The sequence below is a fragment of the Citrobacter sp. RHBSTW-00859 genome (assembly GCF_013729795.1).
Taxonomy (GTDB): domain Bacteria; phylum Pseudomonadota; class Gammaproteobacteria; order Enterobacterales; family Enterobacteriaceae; genus Citrobacter; species Citrobacter braakii.
Window position 1 is genome coordinate 1018828 of sequence record NZ_CP056284.1, and the last position, 21836, is coordinate 1040663.

Sequence of the window (21836 nt, forward strand, 5' to 3'; positions counted from 1 at the left end):
TGATGACAACACAATCGAGTCCCATTATTACCGATATGAAGGTCATTCCGGTGGCCGGTCATGACAGCATGCTGCTCAATATTGGCGGGGCGCATAACGCATACTTTACCCGCAATATCGTCGTGCTCACCGATAACGCCGGAAATACCGGCGTCGGTGAAGCGCCGGGCGGCGAAGTGATTTATCAGACGCTGGTGGACGCGATTCCACAAGTGTTGGGCCAGGAAGTCGCGCGCCTGAATAAGGTGGTTCAGCAGGTGCATAAAGGCAACCAGGCCGCTGATTTTGACACCTTTGGCAAAGGTGCCTGGACCTTTGAACTGCGGGTAAATGCGGTGGCCGCGCTGGAAGCCGCACTGCTCGACCTGCTGGGCAAGGCGCTGAACGTGCCGGTCTGCGAACTGTTAGGGCCAGGCAAGCAGCGCGATGCGGTCACCGTGCTCGGCTATCTGTTCTACGTGGGAGATCGCAGCAAAACCGATCTGCCGTATCTGGATAGCACGCCGGGCAACCATGAGTGGTATCACCTGCGTCACCAGCAGGCGATGAACAGTGAGGCGGTGGTGCGTCTGGCTCAGGCTTCGCAGGATCGCTACGGCTTTAAAGATTTCAAACTCAAAGGCGGTGTGCTGCCTGGCGAGCAGGAAATCGACACCGCTCGCGCGTTGAAACAATGCTTCCCGGATGCGCGTATTACGGTCGATCCTAACGGTGCCTGGCTGCTGGATGAAGCTATCTCCTTGTGTAAAGGGCTGAACGATGTTCTGACCTACGCCGAAGATCCGTGCGGCGCAGAACAGGGCTTTTCTGGCCGCGAAGTGATGGCCGAGTTCCGCCGTGCAACCGGTCTGCCGGTAGCAACGAATATGATAGCCACCAACTGGCGTGAGATGGGCCATGCGGTGATGCTCAACTCGGTAGATATTCCACTGGCCGATCCGCACTTCTGGACCCTTTCCGGCGCGGTGCGCGTGGCACAGTTATGCGATGACTGGGGACTGACCTGGGGCTGCCACTCTAACAATCATTTTGATATTTCCCTGGCGATGTTCACCCACGTCGGTGCCGCTGCGCCGGGCAACCCAACGGCGATCGACACCCACTGGATCTGGCAGGAGGGCGATTGCCGCCTGACCAAAAATCCGCTGGAGATTACACACGGAAAAATTGCGGTACCCGACGCGCCCGGCCTGGGCGTGGAACTGGACTGGGATCAGGTACAGAAAGCGCATGAAGCCTATAAGGCGCTGCCCGGCGGCGCGCGTAATGACGCAGGCCCGATGCAGTATCTGATCCCTGGATGGACTTTTGACCGTAAACGTCCCGTTTTCGGCCGCCACTAATTTTGAATAAGGACTTAATTATGAGCGCACAATTTACTACCCCAGTCGTAACCGCGATGCAGGTGATCCCGGTTGCGGGCCATGACAGCATGCTGATGAATCTGAGCGGCGCACATGCCCCGTTCTTCACGCGTAATATTGTGATTATCAAAGATAACTCCGGTCATACCGGCGTGGGTGAGATTCCCGGCGGCGAAAAAATTCGTCAGACCCTGGAAGATGCCATTCCGCTGGTGGTGGGCAAAACGTTAGGTGAATACAAAAACGTACTGAATGCGGTCCGCAATACCTTTGCCGATCGTGATGCCGGTGGCCGTGGTTTGCAGACCTTCGATTTACGTACCACTATTCATGTGGTTACCGGGATCGAAGCGGCCATGTTGGATCTGCTGGGTCAGCATCTGGGCGTTAACGTCGCATCTCTGCTGGGCGACGGTCAGCAGCGTAGCGAAGTTGAAATGCTGGGTTATCTGTTCTTCGTCGGTAACCGTAACGCGACGCCGCTGCCGTATCAGAGCCAGCCGGATGAGAAATGCGACTGGTATCGCCTGCGTCATGAAGAGGCGATGACCCCGGATGCAGTGGTGCGCCTGGCGGAAGCCGCATATGAGAAATATGGTTTCAACGATTTCAAACTGAAAGGCGGGGTGTTGGCCGGGGAAGAAGAAGCGGAATCTATTGTGGCACTGGCGAAACGCTTTCCACAGGCACGCGTCACGCTCGATCCCAATGGCGCTTGGTCGCTGAATGAAGCGATTAAAATTGGTAAATACCTGAAAGGATCACTGGCTTATGCGGAAGATCCGTGCGGTGCCGAGCAGGGGTTCTCAGGCCGTGAAGTCATGGCGGAATTCCGTCGTGCTACCGGTCTGCCGACCGCCACTAATATGATCGCCACCGACTGGCGTCAGATGGGACATACGCTGTCGTTGCAGTCCGTGGATATCCCGCTGGCGGATCCGCACTTCTGGACTATGCAGGGTTCTGTCCGCGTTGCGCAGATGTGTCATGAGTTTGGGCTGACCTGGGGCTCGCACTCTAACAACCACTTTGATATTTCGCTGGCGATGTTTACTCATGTTGCGGCGGCGGCGCCGGGCAAAATTACCGCTATCGATACCCACTGGATCTGGCAGGAAGGCAATCAACGCCTGACCAAAGAGCCGTTTGAAATCAAAGGCGGCATGGTGCAGGTACCGGCGAAGCCGGGTCTGGGCGTGGAGCTGGATATGGATCAGGTTATGAAAGCTCATGAGCTGTATCAGCAACATGGACTGGGAGCGCGCGATGATGCCATGGGAATGCAGTATCTGATCCCGAACTGGACGTTTGATAATAAGCGTCCGTGCATGGTACGCTAAGCGAACTGGGACCGCTCCCACAAAGGGGCGGTTTTTCTCCTGGTGTATGCTTAACACAGTCAACATGCGTAAGGATGCTTTATGAAAATAGTAATCGCACCGGATTCCTATAAGGAAAGTTTGAGTGCGCTTGAAGTGGCAACGGCTATTGAGCTGGGATTTCGTGAGATCTGGCCTGAGGCGAATTACGTGAAGATCCCGGTCGCGGATGGCGGTGAGGGAACGGTCGAAGCGATGGTTGCCGCAACGCAAGGCCACCTTGTGCATGTTGATGTTACCGGCCCTCTGGGTAAAACGATTCAGGCATTTTATGGTTTATCCGGGGATGAGCGTTCGGCGTTTATCGAAATGGCGGCCGCCAGCGGACTGGAGCAGGTTCCCGCAGGTTTACGCGATCCGCTGAAAACGACCTCCTGGGGAACCGGGGAGCTAATCCGTCATGCGCTGGATGCGGGCGTTGAACATATCATTATCGGGATTGGCGGCAGCGCCACCAATGATGGCGGTGCCGGGATGGTGCAAGCGCTGGGAGCAAAATTACTGGATGCGCAAAATAACGATATTGCTCATGGCGGGACTGGTCTTGAATCACTCGCCCGGATTGATATTTCTCAGCTAGACCCGCGCCTTGCCGCGTGCCGTATTGAAGTGGCCTGCGATGTGACTAATCCGTTGACCGGTGAAGAGGGGGCCTCTGCGGTCTTCGGTCCGCAAAAGGGGGCGACGCCGGAGATGATTCTTCGTCTTGATCGGGCGCTCACGCATTATGCGCAACTCATTGCCCGCGATCTGGACGTCAACGTGCTGGAACTGGCGGGTGGTGGCGCGGCTGGTGGTATGGGGGCGGCACTGTATGCGTTTTGCGGTGCGCAGTTACGCTGCGGTATTGAGGTCGTGACGGATGCGTTACACCTCGACGACTGCGTTGCGGATGCGGATTTAGTGGTCACGGGTGAAGGACGTATCGACAGCCAGACCATTCACGGTAAGGTTCCGGTTGGCGTGGCGAAGGTGGCAAAGCGTTACAACAAACCGGTTATCGGCATTGCTGGCAGCCTGACGGCTGATGTCGGTGTTGTACATGAGCATGGGCTGGATGCGGTTTTTAGCGTTATCTATACCGTTTGCACACTGGATGAGGCGCTGAAGAACGCGAGTGAGAACGTGCGAATGACGGCGCGAAACGTGGCCGCGACCCTGAAAGCGGGTCAGCAATTACGTTGAATGATGTGGCATGAAAGCCGGATAAGACGCGTGAGCGTCGTCATCCGGCAATCAGATCTTTACCCTAACAACTTCTTCGCTTCGCGCGCAACGTTATCCATTTCATCCAGAAGCTCTAAAAACTCAGGCTCCAGCTCTTCTTCTTTGCTCCCGCTACGTAATTGCTGCTCAATCAGCTGACACAGGTTTTTCATGCGGGGAACGCCGCTATAACCGCAACTGCCATGCAGTTTATGGATCATATCCACCAGTCCTTCAGGGTTTTCACCTACCAGTTGTTCTTCAATTTTGTTACGCACTTCGGGTAGAAAATCGAGCAGCATTTGCAGCATATCCCGCGCCAGATCGTTTTTACCGGCGGCTTGCCTTAACGCCAGTTGCCAGTCGAGTGTGGTATTCGGATTGACGACCGGTTCAACAGCGAGCGCCCTCAGCGATGAGCTCGCGCCGGGTTTGTAGCGTAACAGCAGATTATGCAGCTTATCTTCTTCGATAGGCTTCGCCAGGTAATCGTTCATCCCGGCGCTGAGCAGCTTCTCTTTTTGCCCGGCCATGGCATGCGCGGTGACCGCAATGACCGGCGTCTGTTGTTGATGAGGAAGCTGGTGGATCAGTTCGCAGGCGCGAATACCGTCCATGTCTGGCATCTGAATATCCATCAGGATGAGATCAAACTGCATCTGTTTGGCGCGATCCACTGCCTGATGTCCGCTGTCGCAGAGCACGACGTGCTGCACTTTATCTTCCAGCAGTGCGCCAATCAGCTTGAGGTTCGCCGGGTTGTCGTCCACTGCCATGACGGTCATCGCAATTTTGCTCTCGTCTAACAGTAGCGGAGCCGCGCTGTGGTTCAGTTGACAATACTCTGTCAACGCTGGCAGTAAGCGGGTTGAGGTTAGAGGTTTCAACAGGCACGCCGCCGCGCCGCCCTGCTTTAATTTCTCGGCGTTAATCTGCGCATGGCAAGGCAGAGCCAGTAACAAAAAGTCGGTCATCGCCGCTGCGCTTGCCAGCCGCTCATGCTGCATGGTGAGCGGTTCGCGTAAAGTGACCGGTATGCCAAGCAGCAGAATATCGTAGTGATCCTTCGGCAGCCCGGAGAATGAAGGGCTGTAAATCACTTCCAGCGGCGTTTCACTCAAGATATCTAACGTGCATTGCGCCGCTGTGGCGTTAGGTTCAACGTAGGCCAGTCGCTTACCGGCCAGACAGTGCGTGGTTGAGCGATCCACGAGAACGTTAGGGTTGAGATCGAGGCTGATATGGAACCAGAACGTGGAGCCCCGGTTCGGCTGGCTGTGGAAGGAGATATCCCCGCCCATTTCATTGACCAGCTTTTGCGTAATGACCAGGCCCAGTCCGGTCCCGCCGTGGCGGCGGGAAATACTGGCATCGGCCTGGCGGAAGGCCTGGAACAGGCGTGACTGATCGCGCTCAGGGATGCCAATTCCGGTATCGCGGATTTGCACTTCAATTTGCACTTTCGTGTTACTGAGGGCGCGTTTCTCGACCAGAATGTCGATATTGCCGCCTTCGGTAAATTTGATGGCATTGCCAACCAGATTAGTGATTACCTGCTGTAAGCGCAGCGGGTCCCCAATGACGTTGTCCGGCACGTCATTCTTAATATTTAGCGTCAGCTCAAGCCCTTTATCATGGGATGAGTGCGCTAACAGCGTGACGACGTCATCCAGCGTGCTACGCAGCGGGAATGGGATGCTTTCCAGAATCAGTTTGCCCGCCTCAAGTTTGGAGAAGTCGAGCACATCATTGATGATGGCCAACAGATTGTTGGCCGAGCGTTCAATCGTATTCAGGTGATCGCGCTGCGTCGTGTTGAGCTCGGTTTTAAGCGTCAGGCGGGTGAAGCCAATCACGCCATTCAGCGGCGTACGCAGCTCATGCGACATGTTAGCCAGAAACTCAGACTTAATACGCGCCGCTTCCTGGGCGCGTTTCTTCGCCAGATCCAGTTCGACGTTCTGGATTTCCATCTGCTCCAACGTTTCGCGCAGGTCAGAGGTGGCCTGGTCGATGTTGTGCTGCATCTCTTCATGGTAGGCCGCAAGTGACATCGCCATCGAGTTGATGCCATTTTTGAGCATATCCAGCTCGCCCAACATGAAACCTTCGACGCGGCTGTCGAGCTGTCCTCTACGTATTCGGTCAACGGTATTTACCATATTGCGAATCGGGCCAGTCACGTCGCGCATCAGACGCCAGCCAAAAATTAACGCAATACCGATACAAAACAGCATCATTACGCTGGAGATAAAGATCTCTTTATACTGCTGCAATCGTACTGACTTAAGGTCCAGCTCAAGCGCCACATACCCCAGCATATTTTCCGTATTTTTGGCGTCGCTGACGGCAGATTCATCCGGCGAATAGCTTTCCGATATAATTGGCGTTCGCAGGATCATGATATCCCCGAGCCGGGTGACGCTCAGCTTACGGGGAAATGGTGAGCCGGTTGCCAGCTGCATTTCAGACGGATCGAGATGAAAATTGGATGTGACAAACAGCCGATTATTCTCGTCATAGACAGAAATTGCCCGCACGATATCGGAATGGCGACGATGCAGCACGCTGATAAGTTGGCCGATGGATTCTCTGTTTTGCAGATTCATGCCATATTCGCTGGAGACCGCGAGTGGCTCAATGATGCTGGCGCCAGCATCTTCCAGTTGACGCTGCAAGTCGTTATAGCGATGCACAACAAAAAAGATACTGAGCAGCAAACCAATCAGGACGGTCGGGGCCAGGATCAGAATCATCATGCGTGCGCGCAGGCTGTAGTTGGTCATGGAGTTCCGTTATGGGACAATTAGGGTCACACTGTTAAATAGAGATATATCTCGTCGATGGCGCAATTCTACTCTGCAAAACGACGCGTGACGACGCGTCAGATCATAACCGTTACCGTCAATGACCTTGATCCTTTCGGCCAGGGCGTTGCTCGCCATAACGGAAAGGCGTTGTTTATACCGGAATTGCTACCTCAGGAAAGCGCCGAGGTGGTGATTACCGAAGATAAAAAACAGTTCGCCCGCGCGCAAGTAAAACGACGTTTAAACGACAGTCCGCAGCGTGAAGTGCCACGTTGCCCGCATTTTGGCGTGTGCGGCGGCTGCCAGCAGCAGCATGCCAGCATCTCGTTGCAGCAGCGTAGCAAAAGCGCGGCGTTGTCGCGTTTAATGAAATGTGAAGTGTCGGATGTTATAGCTGATACCCCGTGGGGCTATCGTCGTCGCGCCAGGTTGAGCCTGAACTATCGGCCAAAAGAACAAAAATTGCAGATGGGGTTTCGCAAATCCGCATCCAGCGACATTATCGATGTTAAACAATGCCCTATTTTGGTGCCCCAGCTTGAAGTGCTCTTGCCCCACATCCGGGCGTGTCTGGAAAGTCTGCAAGGGTTACGCCATCTTGGTCATGTCGAGCTGGTGCAGGCGGGGAGCGGAACCCTGATGATTTTGCGCCACACGGCACCATTAAGTGTTCAGGATAAAGAAAAACTGGAATGCTTTTCGCATTCTCAGGGGCTGTCTTTGTTTCTGGCCCCGCAAAGCGAGATACTGGAATCAATATCAGAAGAGTCGCCCTGGTATGACTCAAATGGACTACGGTTAACCTTCAGCCCGCGTGATTTTATTCAGGTCAATGAAGGGGTAAACCAACAAATGGTGGCCCGTGCGCTCGAATGGCTTGATGTGCAACCTGAAGATCGCGTACTCGATCTGTTCTGTGGAATGGGTAATTTTACCCTGCCGTTGGCAACCCGGGCTGCAAACGTGGTGGGGGTGGAAGGGGTACCGGCGCTGGTGGAAAAAGGCCGGGAAAACGCGCTGAATAACGGATTACACAATGTGACATTCTTTCATGAAAACCTTGAGGAAGATGTTACCCGGCAGCCGTGGGCGAAAAACGGATTCGACAAAGTATTGCTCGATCCTGCGCGTGCGGGGGCTGCAGGTGTGATGCAACATATTATAAAATTAGAACCTATACGCGTTGTTTATGTATCCTGTAACCCGGCAACGCTGGCTCGTGACAGCGACGCTTTGCTCAACGCGGGATATGCCATACGGCGACTGGCGATGCTTGATATGTTCCCGCACACTGGACACCTGGAATCAATGGTCCTGTTTGAGCGTATGTAATAAATTTTGTACCCATTGGATTTCGGGTGGTAATGCAGCGTGAAAGACAATGGGTATGGCTTGTCGACTTCGACAGGCCAGGCCCCTTAAGGAGAGGACAATGGTTGCGGTAAGAAGTGCACATATAAATAAAGCTGGTGAGTTTGATCCAAAGAAATGGATCGCGAGTCTGGGGATCTCCAGCCAGCAGTCGTGTGAACGCTTAGCCGAAACCTGGGCGTACTGCCAGCAGCAGACGCAGGGGCATCCGGATGCGGATCTGCTGTTGTGGCGTGGCGTGGAGATGGTTGAAATACTCTCCATGTTGAGCATGGATATCGACACGCTGCGCGCAGCAATGCTGTTCCCTCTGGCAGATGCCAACGTGGTCAGTGAAGACATCCTGCGCGAGAGCGTGGGCAAATCCATTGTTCATCTTATCCACGGCGTGCGGGATATGGCGGCAATACGCCAGCTTAAGGCCACTCATACCGATTCAGTCTCATCCGAACAGGTCGATAACGTTCGCCGCATGCTGCTGGCTATGGTGGATGATTTCCGCTGTGTGGTCATCAAGCTGGCGGAGCGGATTGCACATCTGCGTGAAGTGAAGGATGCACCGGAAGATGAACGCGTTCTGGCGGCAAAAGAGTGCACCAATATCTATGCGCCGCTGGCCAACCGTTTGGGCATTGGGCAATTAAAATGGGAACTGGAAGATTACTGCTTCCGTTACCTGCACCCGGCTGAATACAAACGTATTGCCAAGCTGCTGCACGAACGTCGCATCGATCGCGAGCATTACATTGATGAGTTCGTCGGTCATTTGCGCTCAGAGATGAAAACGGAAGGCGTCAAAGCCGAAGTGTACGGACGTCCGAAACACATCTACAGCATCTGGCGCAAAATGCAGAAAAAGCAGCTGGCCTTCGATGAACTTTTCGACGTGCGCGCAGTGCGTATCGTGGCGGAGCGTTTACAGGACTGCTATGCCGCGCTCGGGATAGTGCATACTCACTATCGCCATCTGCCGGATGAGTTCGATGACTATGTTGCTAACCCGAAACCCAACGGCTATCAGTCAATTCATACGGTTGTGCTGGGACCGGGCGGGAAAACCATTGAAATTCAGATCCGTACGAAACAGATGCACGAAGATGCCGAACTGGGCGTTGCGGCACACTGGAAGTACAAAGAGGGCACCGCTTCCGGCGTGGCGCGTTCTGGTCATGAAGATCGTATTGCATGGCTGCGTAAGCTGATCGCCTGGCAGGAAGAGATGGCGGACTCTGGCGAAATGCTGGATGAAGTCCGTAGCCAGGTCTTTGATGACCGAGTGTACGTCTTTACGCCAAAAGGCGACGTTGTGGACTTACCTGCGGGCTCCACACCGCTCGATTTTGCTTATCATATTCACAGTGATGTGGGGCATCGTTGCATTGGCGCGAAAATTGGCGGGCGCATCGTACCGTTTACCTACCAGCTGCAGATGGGCGATCAAATTGAAATTATCACCCAGAAACAGCCTAACCCAAGCCGCGACTGGCTGAACCCTAACCTCGGCTATGTCACCACCAGTCGTGGGCGTTCGAAGATCCACGCCTGGTTCCGTAAACAGGACCGCGACAAAAATATCCTTGCTGGCCGCCAGATCCTCGACGATGAGCTGGCGCATTTAGGCATTAGCCTGAAAGAAGCGGAAAAGCACCTGCTGCCGCGCTACAGCTTCAATGAGCTGGATGAGCTGCTGGCGGCGATTGGTGGGGGGGACATTCGCCTCAACCAGATGGTGAACTTCCTGCAGGCGCAGTTTAATAAGCCAAGCGCAGCCGAACAAGATGCCGCCGCGCTGAAACAGCTTCAGCAGAAAACGCAGGCGCCGCAGAGTCGCCGTAAAGACGACGGTCGCGTGGTGGTGGAAGGGGTGGGTAACCTGATGCACCACATCGCGCGCTGCTGCCAGCCGATTCCAGGCGATGAAATTGTCGGGTTTATCACTCAGGGCCGCGGTATTTCCGTGCACCGGGCGGATTGCGAACAGCTGACCGAGCTGCGCTCCCATGCGCCGGAACGTATTGTTGATGCGGTTTGGGGCGAAAGCTACTCGGCAGGATATTCGCTGGTGGTTCGCGTCCAGGCTAACGATCGCAGCGGCTTATTACGTGATATCACCACGATTCTTGCCAACGAGAAGGTGAACGTGCTGGGGGTTGCCAGCCGGAGTGATACCAAACAGCAACTGGCTACCATCGATATGACCATCGAAATCTATAACCTGCAGGTGCTCGGGCGCGTGCTTGGCAAGCTGAACCAGGTGCCGGATGTGATCGACGCACGTCGTCTGCACGGTAATTAATTATTTAATAGGCCAGATAAGTTTGCATGCCTGGTGAGGCGCGTTAGCGTTGCCATCAGGCATTGCCATGTTGCCGGATATCGGCTGTCGTCTTATCGGGCTTCGCGTATTGAAATTTCAGGATATTCCAATGAACCAAATCGACCGACTGCTCGGTATTATGCAGCGCCTGCGCGACCCGGAAAACGGTTGTCCCTGGGACAAAGAGCAGACATTCGCCACTATTGCCCCTTACACCCTCGAAGAAACCTATGAAGTGCTGGACGCAATTGCGCGGGAAGACTTCGACGACCTGCGTGGAGAGCTGGGTGACTTGCTGTTCCAGGTGGTGTTTTACGCCCAGATGGCGCAGGAAGAAGGACGTTTCGATTTCAATGATATTTGCGCCGCCATCAGCGATAAGCTTGAGCGTCGCCACCCACATGTTTTTGCTGATGTTTCTGCCAGTAACAGCACTGAGGTGTTGACCCGCTGGGAGCAAATCAAAAGCGAAGAACGCGCCCAGAAGGCGCAGCATTCCGCGCTCGACGATATTCCCCGTAGTTTACCGGCGTTAATGCGCGCCCAAAAAATCCAGAAACGCTGCTCTAATGTTGGCTTCGACTGGAAAACATTAGGACCGGTTGTCGACAAGGTTTACGAAGAGATCGATGAAGTCATGTTTGAGGCGAAGCAGGCTGTTGTCGACCAGGCTAAACTGGAGGAGGAAATGGGCGACCTGCTGTTTGCGACGGTCAATATGGCTCGGCATTTGGGCACTAAAGCAGAGACCGCATTGCAAAAAGCGAACGAGAAATTTGAGCGCCGTTTTCGTGAGGTTGAGCGAATTGTAGCGGCCCGGGGTCTGGAAATGACTGGTGTTGATCTGGAAACTATGGAAGAAGTCTGGCAACAGGTAAAACGGCAGGAAATTGATCTCTAAGGGATTTCGTCGGTCAAGGGCGATTTGTGTGATTTTTTAAATAACAAGCGCTTGATTTACGTCAAAAACATTTACCCCAAAGGGGCTATTTTCTCACTCCCGATGTTTATGTGAGCCTGGTGAAGAGGAGGAATAATGAAAGTTTGTGGCGCTCGTCATGTTCGGGTATACTACTTTCCCGTCTTGGTAATTCCATCGTTTCACCCTAACTTCTCAGGTCCAGCATGACAACGAACTATATTTTTGTGACCGGCGGGGTCGTATCCTCTCTGGGTAAAGGCATTGCCGCAGCCTCCCTGGCAGCCATTCTTGAGGCTCGTGGCCTCAACGTGACCATGATGAAACTGGATCCGTATATCAACGTCGATCCAGGTACTATGAGTCCAATCCAACACGGGGAAGTGTTCGTTACTGAAGACGGCGCTGAAACCGACCTGGACCTGGGTCACTATGAGCGTTTCATTCGTACCAAAATGACTCGCCGCAATAACTTCACTACCGGTCGAATTTACTCCGATGTCCTGCGCAAAGAGCGCCGTGGCGACTATCTGGGTGCAACCGTACAGGTTATCCCGCACATCACCAACGCGATTAAAGAGCGTGTCCTTGCCGGTGGCGAAGGTCATGACGTCGTTCTGGTTGAAATCGGCGGTACGGTCGGTGATATCGAATCCCTGCCATTCCTGGAAGCGATTCGCCAATTAGCGGTAGATATCGGTCGTGAACACGCGCTGTTTATGCACCTGACTCTGGTTCCTTACCTGGCCGCTGCCGGTGAAGTCAAAACTAAACCGACTCAGCACTCGGTAAAAGAGTTGCTGTCTATCGGTATCCAGCCTGACATTCTGATCTGTCGTTCCGATCGCGCGGTTCCGGCCAACGAACGTGCAAAAATTGCATTGTTCTGTAACGTGCCAGAAAAAGCCGTTATTTCAATGAAAGATGTCGATTCCATCTATAAAATTCCAGGCCTGTTGAAATCCCAGGGCCTTGACGATTATATTTGTAAACGATTCAGCTTGAACTGTCCGGAAGCTAATCTGTCAGAATGGGAACAGGTTATCTACGAAGAAGCGAATCCGGCAGGCGAAGTGACTATCGGTATGGTTGGCAAGTATATTGAACTGCCGGATGCCTATAAGTCAGTTATCGAAGCATTGAAGCACGGTGGTCTGAAGAATCGTGTCACCGTCAACATTAAGCTGATCGATTCGCAAGATGTCGAAACGCGCGGCGTTGAGATCCTGAAAGGTCTTGATGCAATCCTGATCCCTGGCGGCTTCGGCTACCGTGGTGTTGAAGGTAAGATCGCGACAGCGCGCTTTGCGCGTGAAAACAATGTTCCTTATCTGGGTATTTGCCTGGGTATGCAGGTTGCGTTGATTGAGTTTGCACGTAACGTAGTGGGTATGGATAACGCCAACTCCACGGAATTTGTGCCAGACTGTAAGTACCCGGTGGTGGCCCTGATTACCGAATGGCGCGATGAAGACGGCAACGTTGAAGTCCGTACCGAGAAGAGCGATCTGGGCGGCACAATGCGCCTTGGCGCCCAGCAGTGTCAGTTGAGCGACGATAGCCTGGTTCGTCAGCTGTACGGCGCGCCGACAATTGTTGAACGCCATCGCCACCGTTACGAAGTCAACAATATGCTGTTGAAACAGATTGAAGCTGCGGGTCTGCGTATTGCAGGCCGTTCCGGTGATGATCAGTTGGTCGAGATCATTGAGGTACCGAATCATCCGTGGTTCGTGGCCTGTCAGTTCCACCCGGAATTTACTTCCACGCCACGTGATGGGCACCCGCTGTTTGCCGGCTTTGTGAAAGCCGCCAGTGAACATCAGAAGCGTCAGGCGAAGTAAGAAGTAAAAAAGTTAGAACGGCAATGCACCCATCCGGGTGCATTGTTTGTCTGGAGTTTTAGTTTAACTTGTACTGAGGAAAATCTAATGTCCAAAATCGTTAAAATCATCGGTCGTGAAATCATCGACTCCCGTGGTAACCCGACTGTTGAAGCCGAAGTACACCTGGAAGGTGGTTTCGTTGGTATGGCAGCAGCTCCGTCAGGTGCTTCTACTGGTTCCCGCGAAGCACTGGAACTGCGCGACGGCGACAAATCCCGTTTCATGGGTAAAGGCGTACTGAAAGCTGTTGCAGCTGTTAACGGCCCAATTGCTCAGGCTCTGCTGGGTAAAGATGCTAAAGATCAGGCTGGCATCGACAAGATCATGATCGATCTGGACGGTACTGAAAACAAATCCAACTTCGGTGCAAACGCCATCCTGGCTGTGTCCCTGGCGAACGCCAAAGCAGCAGCTGCTGCTAAAGGCCTGCCGCTGTATGCACACATCGCTGAACTGAACGGTACTCCGGGCAAATACTCCATGCCGGTTCCGATGATGAACATCATCAACGGTGGTGAGCACGCTGACAACAACGTTGACATCCAGGAGTTCATGATTCAGCCGGTTGGCGCTAAAACCCTGAAAGAAGCCGTACGTATGGGTTCTGAAGTGTTCCATAACCTGGCTAAAGTTCTGAAAGCTAAAGGTATGAACACTGCAGTGGGTGACGAAGGCGGCTACGCGCCGAACCTGGGTTCCAACGCTGAAGCTCTGGCTGTAATCGCTGAAGCGGTTAAAGCAGCTGGCTACGAGCTGGGCAAAGACATCACCCTGGCGATGGACTGTGCAGCTTCTGAATTCTACAAAGACGGTAAATACGTTCTGGCTGGCGAAGGCAACAAAGCATTCACCTCCGAAGAATTCACCCACTTCCTGGAAGAACTGACCAAACAGTACCCGATCGTGTCCATCGAAGATGGTCTGGACGAGTCTGACTGGGACGGTTTCGCATACCAGACTAAAGTTCTGGGCGACAAAATCCAGCTGGTTGGTGACGATCTGTTCGTAACCAACACCAAGATCCTGAAAGAAGGCATCGAAAAAGGCATCGTTAACTCCATCCTGATCAAATTCAACCAGATCGGTTCTCTGACCGAAACTCTGGCTGCGATCAAAATGGCGAAAGACGCTGGCTACACCGCTGTCATCTCTCACCGTTCTGGCGAAACTGAAGACGCTACCATCGCTGACCTGGCTGTTGGTACCGCTGCAGGCCAGATCAAAACCGGTTCTATGAGCCGTTCTGACCGCGTTGCTAAGTACAACCAGCTGATTCGTATCGAAGAAGCTCTGGGTGAACAAGCGCCGTACAACGGTCGTAAAGAGATCAAAGGTCAGGCGTAATCCTGTTCTTTAACTCTTAACGTAAAAACCCGCTGCGGCGGGTTTTTTTATGCGTTCAGCGGAATTTGACGCAGATAAATCTGCTGGCTGTTTTTACCTGCAAGTTTCTGAAGGAAGCAAAATAGCGCATGATTCGTTCGCAGATTAAACTTTTTGCGGATGATGTATTTATGCACATAGAGCGTTTTCTCTGAGATTGACATGTTGCGGGCAATCTCAGATGTCGTTATGCCCTGACAGATAAAGGACATAATGCGCCTTTGCTGTCTGGTCAGGACTTTATGTGGACAATGAAAACATAATGTTTTCCCTGGCTGTATTTGCTTTTTTCTTGATTCCCGCCAGGCAGTTAATACTTTCTCTTTGACTGTCGACAGTGAGTCCTGTCGGTGAATAAAAATGATCCGGGCAATGCAAAAGGGCAGATCGGAAGGGGAGTCAATCACTTCATCGGTTAAGCCAATAATAATGCCTGTTGTCCTGTTCTGCAGTTCAGGAAAACACATGAGATGCTCTCCCGGAGCCAGAGAAATAACGACGATATCTGCCTTATCAAAGTTTTGTTGGGAGTAGGATGTTAAAAAGCCAATTTTATTGGCGGTTCTTCCAAGGAATATCTCTATAAAAAAATGTTTCAATCCATCGCGATAAAATTCGTAAGGGTCCTGTATGAGTATTTTCATATTAAATATACCAGAGCCAGTAGAGGCATTTATTAATAATAATTAGGGTGGTTTTTTTAGTAATTCAAATTCATTTGCACCAAAGAATTAAACGTATTGGGAAGGGGGCAGATACCAGTCAGTAAAAAGATCGCTGGATACAGGGGACAAAGCGCCAGGATAGAATAATTCATTTGTTGCACCATGATAAATATCCTTTACACAGAAATAGTTCGGTTTACTGATAAGTCATTGTGAATTGCAAAATAGTAACTTAATTGTAAGTAAAGTTGGCCTGAACGATACCAGCGATCGTCCCCGGCATCACATTGCCTTTGGAATAGGCCCGGGCACGTAAATTGTATGTAACGGTACGATCGACCAAGACTGATTGAGTAATATTCGTATTATTTCCTTTCAGGTAACCGGTGCTGACCTGGATCAGTTCTATCGCAACGTTCGCCGTTCCGGTATTTTTATAGCGTACCGGAAAGTCGGGATCTTCCGTTCCGGTAAATGTCACGACCACGCTGGTGGTTCCCACCGGGCAACTGGCAAGGTTAATGGTAAAATTTACCGGGGTAGAGGTTGTACCTGCCGCTGCAATATCTGCAGCCGGGATGTCTCCCAAATTAACATTGATATTGCTGCCACTGGCTACGACACACGGGGACGCAATAACTTTCCCGGTAATATTAATATTGACCGGTTCGGCCCCGGCAATATGGATTGTCGCTCCCAGATACAGCCCCGCCAGCGCCAGATGAATGAATCTTTTATGAATATTCATTTTATGCCTCTCCTTGTATAACTTTGATGGCGGAGCCGCCTACTGATAAGTAATATTGAGCGTCGCAGTGGCGTTAGCGCTGCCTGCGGTCACGTTGTCTTTCGTCTGAAAATAGCGTGCGGTGAAGGCTCCCGGAGGAAATTCCTGCCCGCCTGCTGAGGTTTTCAGCACGATGTTGTTATTCAGCTTCAGGGGCGCGCCCCCATAAAGCAGCTGGATCCCGATTCCGCTCGCAACCCCTGACATCCCAGCTCCTGATAATGCCAGGATACTGTCATTGGCGGTTTCAGTACTTTGCGTCCCGCTTAACGATGCGTTAATCCGGGTGCCCGCATCACAGTTAAGGTCTATTGTGAAAGTCCGATCGCCTTTGGTGGATCCTGCACCGCTAAAACTATCCGCTAATACCGGATCCAGGGGGACAGCGATACTCGAGTTATTTATTGCGCATGCCTGGACCGTCACCACCACTGACCCCGCACCTGACCAGATGGGATTTAAATCCCACTGTCCGCTTTGATTATTTAACGAATAGCTTGAGGTTACAGACGGTATTGTCGTTATTGCTCCTGAGGAGACATTGGGCCTGGTTTTCACAAATTGCAATGATGCACCCATGGATAAACCCTGCGTGTCCTTTTTAAGTATATGGCAGGTATAAGTCCGGGTTGAGTTTGAAATATGATCGTCAAATTGCACCGGGCAAAAAGACAATGAGCCTGTATTCAGGGCAAAATTATAACGAACGCCAATTCCGTCAACATTCGTGGGATAGACATCGGTATAACCTGCAACGGGGGCTGAATTAACCTGTAAACGCAAGTACACATCTCTGTCGGCGTCAGGATCCCCGAAGCAACCCAGCCCCCATACTTCGCTGCCAATAGATCCAAATTTATTACTGAAAACATTCATGGTGGCGTCGTCACGTTGATAATTTAACGCTCCTGAGAACGTATAATACCCGCCGGAATTTACACAGCTGGCCGCTTCAACAGAGGCTGTAAACGCACCGGTTAACCCAAGTACCAGGGGGAATATATAATTTTTCTTTTTCTGTAACATAACGCCTACCCTCGCCGCTATTTCAGGTGACTATTCTCAGCAACCCATTCAGAGCCTGGCTCTAAGCAGGGTGGTTTTTTATCGGTAAGTAAAATTCATTTGTACCAGGGAGTTAAACGTACCGGGGAGTGTAGTGTCAGAGACAATCACCCGACCAGCCAGTAAAAAGGTCGCCTTGCGCTGAGCGTCAACCAGGACGTTCATGCTGCTGCCGTTTCCCTGCACCTGCGCCTTGTTTGTGTCCTGGGCCATTTGCACGGCGGCGTTGGCGGCGGTCCCCGTACTGGCATACAGCGTGGGATCTTCTACGGCCGGCTGTCCGTTGAACGTCACGTCCACCGATGTCGTTCCTGCCGGGCATTTGAAAAGCCTCACCTCAAAGGATTTCCACGCGGAAGCATTTCCGTCGGCGCGCATTTCATTTAAGCGGAGCTGGCCGAAATTAACGCTCTGGTTTTGCGAGGCGATCTCGACCACGCAGGGAGACGCCACAACATGACCACCGATATTGATCTCCGCAGCATATGCAGAGCACGCCAGACAAAGCGCGGGGAGAACATATTTCATTTGTTGCTGCATAATAAACACCCGTAGAGCAGAGAAGTCAGGTTTACTGATAAGTGAAGGTGACTTGTGAAACGCTCACTATCGTGCCGGGCATAACGTCTGCTGCTGCAGCAATGGCACGTGCGCCTATCGGGAAGGAGACAGTGCGGTCGGTTGCAACATTACGCTTTAATGTGGTTCCCGGACCTAAAAACTTACCGTTACCGGAACCCAGACTCTCTTTAAGCTGTACGTTAACGTTGGTTGCCGTCCCGGTATTGGCATAATCCCCGGGGCTGTTCGCTGCTGGCGTTCCGGAAAAGGCCGCCGTTACCGATGTTGTGCCAAAAGGACAATCTTTTAAGATTAAATAAAAGATTTTGAATGTTGTGACGTTACCAGGCTGTGCCAGGGCGGTGGCCTGAATATCATCACCCAAATTAACATTGAGCTGTGATTGGGTGGTGTCAACGGTACAAGGTGAGGCGACGACTTTGCCGGTAATATTAATATTGACCGGATTGGCCCCGGCAATATTGATTGTTGCCGCTAAATACAGCCCCGTCAGCGCCAGATGAATGAATCTTTTATGAATATTCATTTTATTCCTCTCCTTGTATAACTCTGATGGCGGAGCCGCCTACTGATAAGTAATATTGAGCGTCGCAGTGGCGTTAGCGCTGCCCGCGGTCACGTTGTCTTTCGTCTGAAAATAGCGTGCGGTAAAGGCTCCCGGAGGGAATTCCTGACCGCCTGCTGAGGTTTTCAGCACGATGTTGTTATTCAGCTTCAGGGGCGTATTGTCATACAGCAATTGGATCCCGATTCCTCTCGCAACCCCTGACGTTCCGGCCCCTGATAACGCCAGAATACTGTTATTGGAGGTCTCTGCACTTTGCGTCCCACTTAACGATGCGTTAATCCGGGTGCCCGCATCACAGTTAAGATTGATGGTAAAGGCAGTATCGCCTTTAGTTGTACCTCTTCCTGTAAACGCACTGCCTAATGCATCAGGCAACGGTACGGTAATCGTTGAACTATTCAGCGAACAGGCTAACTGAATAACCTGACCTGCGACGATACTTCCCCTGATAACCTCAAGGTCACCGTAGGTTTTTTGAAAATACAATCCTCTATCAATATTTTTGGATGTTATCGGTCCGGTCTTATAAAGATCCACCGTTACACCACTATCGATATTGACCGCACCCTGTCCCATTATTCCTGTCCTGGGTGGGTTATCAAATGTACTTTGCGTGTACGCCGTATAATAGACCTTTATCCCGACACCGGGGATGCCTGTATTATAGATATGGGGAAAACCGCTGATTGCATCGCGAAACATGGATACTGAAATTAATTCTCCCCCCTGACAACCGAGCCATTTGCCAGTAAAGGGCGGAAGTAATTCTATCGTACCGATCTTCTGACCCACAGGAATATCACGTTGCGCATAGATTGTACCAATATCTATATTATCCAGGGCATAACCCCCTTTTGTTGTTCGATACTGCAGGTTGCAAGCGCAGGAAATGAGCTGCACATTAGAAAAGCAGCGCTCCAGATGATTTTCAGAAATTTCATTTTGCTCATTGCTATACCTCAATACGCAACAGGTATCAGATAAAAATTTAGTTTCTTTGAACAGCTAAGTTATTTACTTAATGACACCGCTCGCTAATGATCTGAATACCGCTATTTTCCGGCGGCGCTTTATCCAGGGAATAATTCACCTGACACTGCTGCTCTGCGCCGTTCCCCCATTTCACTCTTAGTTCACCGCTGTCGGCCAGACCGGTCAGATACACCTGTCCGCCATCGCCAACGATAAACGCCTGGGCGCTTTTCTGCGCGGTATCGCTGACCGTCGCGCCAAATGGCACTGGCATTCCACCTTGCAGCAATAGCGTCATCATCACGCGCTGGCCCACGCTGGCGTTAAAGCTGGCCTGCACCACGGCTCCCCGCGTCGGCACCACGTTGCGGGTGGTCTGCATCAGCTCTACGTTATCGGGCAGTGTCAGCGTATTCAACTGCACCTGGTTTTTACGGTAGGGCGAGGTATAAGGCACGATGGCATAGCCGCGCCAGTCGGTTTTCACCCCGCTCTGATTGCTCACGCCAACCCCGGAGGCTCCCGGTGCCTGAACCAGCGCCATGGTTTCACCCAGCGGTTGGCCGAAGGTGACGCCGCTGGCGTGCGCGACTATCCCGCCCTGTAGCCCGTAGTTCAGCCGCTGGCTGTTTTTGTCGTAAGCATATCCAGCAGTGACTTCAGCATAGGTTCCGCGATAGTCGGCGTTCAGATTGCCGCCGTTGCCCGTTCCCTGGCTGCCGTAACCCTGCTGGATGCTCCAGCTCAGGTTATTGCCCTCAAGCGTCGTACCATTGAGACCCACGGTGTGATTGGTGCTCCCTTTCTGGCTGCTGCTGACGTTCCACGACGCGTGGGTATTACTCAACCAGCGATTCAGTGGAATGCTGATGTTCAGTGAGAACACCTGGTCGCGCTCATAGACCTTTTCTTTGCCGGAGCCCCCGCTGCGCGACGTCGAGTTAATGTTATAGCTGTAATTAAACCCGTAACTGATGCCGTTCCAGCTATTGTTGTAACCGGCGCCGATCGACCGCAGGGTCCGGCCGCTGTTCCAGTAGTCTTCGTTTATCAGGCTAAGCGACAGCGAGCCCGCTCTTTCCCACAAATTCTGGCTCAGCGACAGTTCAGTACGGTTACGCCTGCGCTCGAAAAACGTCGGGGTGTTCCCGCCGCGCCAGGTATCCATGACTTCTGCCAGCGTGTAATAGCCATCGGTCGAGTAGCGATAACCGGCAATGGCGAAGTTAGTCCCGGTTTCGACAATATTTTTGCTGTAGCGGATCCGCCATGACTGGCCTTTCTCCTTCGGCTGGTTCTGTATCTTCGACCAGCCCTGGGTGACATCCAGCGAAAGCGCGCCAATTTCCCCCAGATTTTTACCGACGCCCAGCGCCAGCGACTGATAGTGATCCGAGAACTGGCCGCCGCCATAGAGGGTAAAACCCCGGGGCAGGCCGTAGATCAGCGTCGCTTGGCTAAACGGCGTCTTTTCCACGCTGCGGTCATACGAACGATACTGGCCGCTGGTCAATGAATATTTCAGCCGCTGTTCACGCTGGAGCACCGGCAGTGAGGCAAACGGTACGACGAGATTCTGCTCGCTGCCGTTATCTTCTTTAATCGTCACATAGAGATCCCCGCTGCCGCCGGTGGCGTACATGTCGTTGATTTCAAATGCGCCCGGTGCCACATAGCTCTGATAAATAACATACCCGTTCTGCCGGATAATCACCTGCGCGTTGGTTCGCGCAATGCCTTTGATCGCCGGTGCATAGCCCTTCATGCTGTCGGGGATCATCTCCTCGTCGGACGCCAACTGCGCGCCGCGAAAAGGAACGCTGTCGAAAATATCGGACGGGGAGGCACTGTCTCCCAGCACCAGCTGGCTCTTCAGGACGCGAATATCACGGGACAAATAGGTATAGACGGTGTCCCAGCTGTCGCGACCGTTATTATCCCGCTGAAAAGTCGTGTAATTACGCAGCCGCCAGGGACCGATATTCATGCCGGGACGCAGGTTGGCGTACTGGGTCGTACTGTCCGTGCCGCTACGATCCCGTGCCCGGGTACTGGCGCCGTTCACGCTGTAATTAAGCAGCAGGGCGGTGATCCCATCATCCCACTGCGTTTCAGGAACGTAATCGCGTGGATTTATCACAATGGCGGCCTGCGGAATGCTCAACAGCAGTTGCTGCGCGCTAAAGCGAAACTCTGCGCGAGCATGGGGGATCGCGTCCAGCCTGGCACACGACGCGGCGGCATCGCCCAGATCCGGGAACAGGTCGGTTTTGACTCCCATCGCGTTAAGCTGGCTCACGCTCAGGCATGGCGACAGAAGCGCTTTCCCGTCCGGGCCGGGCTGCATGCTGAATTCCACTTCCCGGGTTTCCTGAAACTGGTTGTTGACAGAGATATCGACCCGGTAAATGCCCGGTGCCTGGCCGTTTTCCTCTTCAAATACGCTAAGATCGGTTTTTTCCTGATGCGGATTGTCAATTTCCAGCATCAGCGGATTAAAATATTCCCTGGCGTGTGAGGCAAAAGTCGTTAAATTTAATAGTAAAAAGGGTGTCGAAAAAA

Annotated in this window: 16 protein-coding genes; 8 read left to right on the forward strand and 8 right to left on the reverse strand. The window is 52.5% G+C overall.

The annotated features are described in order from the left end of the window. The first annotated feature begins 2 nt into the window (after positions 1 to 2). The 3 genes from HV302_RS05105 (at position 3) to HV302_RS05115 (ending at position 3928) form a co-directional block, all read left to right on the forward strand. Positions 3 to 1343 carry an enolase C-terminal domain-like protein gene (locus HV302_RS05105; RefSeq protein WP_181627440.1) on the forward strand — a complete coding sequence of 447 codons (1341 nt, stop codon included), beginning with the start codon at positions 3 to 5 and terminating at the stop codon, positions 1341 to 1343. A 20-nt stretch (positions 1344 to 1363) separates the two neighbouring features. Beyond that, positions 1364 to 2704, forward strand: a complete 1341-nt coding sequence (gene gudD / locus HV302_RS05110; protein WP_016154239.1) for a glucarate dehydratase — start codon at positions 1364 to 1366, stop codon at positions 2702 to 2704. A gap of 81 nt (positions 2705 to 2785) precedes the next feature. After that, entirely contained in the window at positions 2786 to 3928 is a 1143-nt protein-coding gene (locus HV302_RS05115; protein WP_016154238.1) for a glycerate kinase, read from the forward strand. Between the two features lie 59 nt (positions 3929 to 3987). On the opposite strand, the gene barA is transcribed toward HV302_RS05115, so the two are convergent. Then, positions 3988 to 6735, reverse strand: coding sequence for a two-component sensor histidine kinase BarA (gene barA / locus HV302_RS05120; RefSeq protein ID WP_047357900.1), 2748 nt, complete (start codon positions 6733 to 6735; stop codon positions 3988 to 3990). A gap of 57 nt (positions 6736 to 6792) precedes the next feature. Here barA and rlmD point away from each other — a divergent pair, with 57 nt between their 5' ends. The 5 genes from rlmD (at position 6793) to eno (ending at position 14596) form a co-directional block, all read left to right on the forward strand. Then, entirely contained in the window at positions 6793 to 8091 is a 1299-nt protein-coding gene (gene rlmD, locus HV302_RS05125) for a 23S rRNA (uracil(1939)-C(5))-methyltransferase RlmD (protein ID WP_181626999.1), read from the forward strand. Between the two features lie 100 nt (positions 8092 to 8191). Next, the gene (gene relA / locus HV302_RS05130) at positions 8192 to 10426 is read left to right on the forward strand and encodes a GTP diphosphokinase (RefSeq protein WP_016154235.1); all 2235 of its coding nucleotides are present in this window, start codon (positions 8192 to 8194) and stop codon (positions 10424 to 10426) included. A gap of 130 nt (positions 10427 to 10556) precedes the next feature. Further along, the gene (mazG, locus tag HV302_RS05135) at positions 10557 to 11348 is read left to right on the forward strand and encodes a nucleoside triphosphate pyrophosphohydrolase (RefSeq protein WP_016154234.1); all 792 of its coding nucleotides are present in this window, start codon (positions 10557 to 10559) and stop codon (positions 11346 to 11348) included. Positions 11349 to 11572: 224 nt separating this feature from the next. Next, positions 11573 to 13210, forward strand: a complete 1638-nt coding sequence (pyrG, locus tag HV302_RS05140) for a glutamine hydrolyzing CTP synthase (RefSeq protein ID WP_016154233.1) — start codon at positions 11573 to 11575, stop codon at positions 13208 to 13210. A gap of 87 nt (positions 13211 to 13297) precedes the next feature. After that, positions 13298 to 14596 (forward strand): phosphopyruvate hydratase, encoded by a 1299-nt coding sequence (gene eno / locus HV302_RS05145; RefSeq protein ID WP_003034129.1) that lies wholly within the window; start codon positions 13298 to 13300, stop codon positions 14594 to 14596. 47 nt (positions 14597 to 14643) lie between these two features. On the opposite strand, the gene HV302_RS05150 is transcribed toward eno, so the two are convergent. The 7 genes from HV302_RS05150 to HV302_RS05180 all read right to left on the reverse strand — a co-directional run bounded on the left by HV302_RS05150 (position 14644) and on the right by HV302_RS05180 (position 21762). Beyond that, positions 14644 to 15279 carry a helix-turn-helix transcriptional regulator gene (locus HV302_RS05150; RefSeq protein ID WP_137352539.1) on the reverse strand — a complete coding sequence of 212 codons (636 nt, stop codon included), beginning with the start codon at positions 15277 to 15279 and terminating at the stop codon, positions 14644 to 14646. Between the two features lie 253 nt (positions 15280 to 15532). Next, positions 15533 to 16048 carry a fimbrial protein gene (locus HV302_RS05155; protein WP_181627000.1) on the reverse strand — a complete coding sequence of 172 codons (516 nt, stop codon included), beginning with the start codon at positions 16046 to 16048 and terminating at the stop codon, positions 15533 to 15535. A gap of 39 nt (positions 16049 to 16087) precedes the next feature. Next, a complete protein-coding gene (locus HV302_RS05160; RefSeq protein WP_131405298.1) occupies positions 16088 to 17113 on the reverse strand; it encodes a fimbrial protein in 1026 nt (341 codons plus the stop codon). A 78-nt stretch (positions 17114 to 17191) separates the two neighbouring features. Further along, complete coding sequence (locus HV302_RS05165) at positions 17192 to 17692, reverse strand: fimbrial protein (RefSeq protein WP_046276149.1); 501 nt, start codon at positions 17690 to 17692, stop codon at positions 17192 to 17194. Between the two features lie 31 nt (positions 17693 to 17723). Then, positions 17724 to 18260 (reverse strand): fimbrial protein, encoded by a 537-nt coding sequence (locus HV302_RS05170; RefSeq protein WP_181627001.1) that lies wholly within the window; start codon positions 18258 to 18260, stop codon positions 17724 to 17726. Between the two features lie 39 nt (positions 18261 to 18299). Continuing rightward, positions 18300 to 19265 (reverse strand): fimbrial protein, encoded by a 966-nt coding sequence (locus HV302_RS05175; RefSeq protein ID WP_181627002.1) that lies wholly within the window; start codon positions 19263 to 19265, stop codon positions 18300 to 18302. A gap of 55 nt (positions 19266 to 19320) precedes the next feature. Next, positions 19321 to 21762, reverse strand: a complete 2442-nt coding sequence (locus HV302_RS05180; protein ID WP_326928798.1) for a fimbria/pilus outer membrane usher protein — start codon at positions 21760 to 21762, stop codon at positions 19321 to 19323. Between the last annotated feature and the right edge of the window lie 74 nt (positions 21763 to 21836).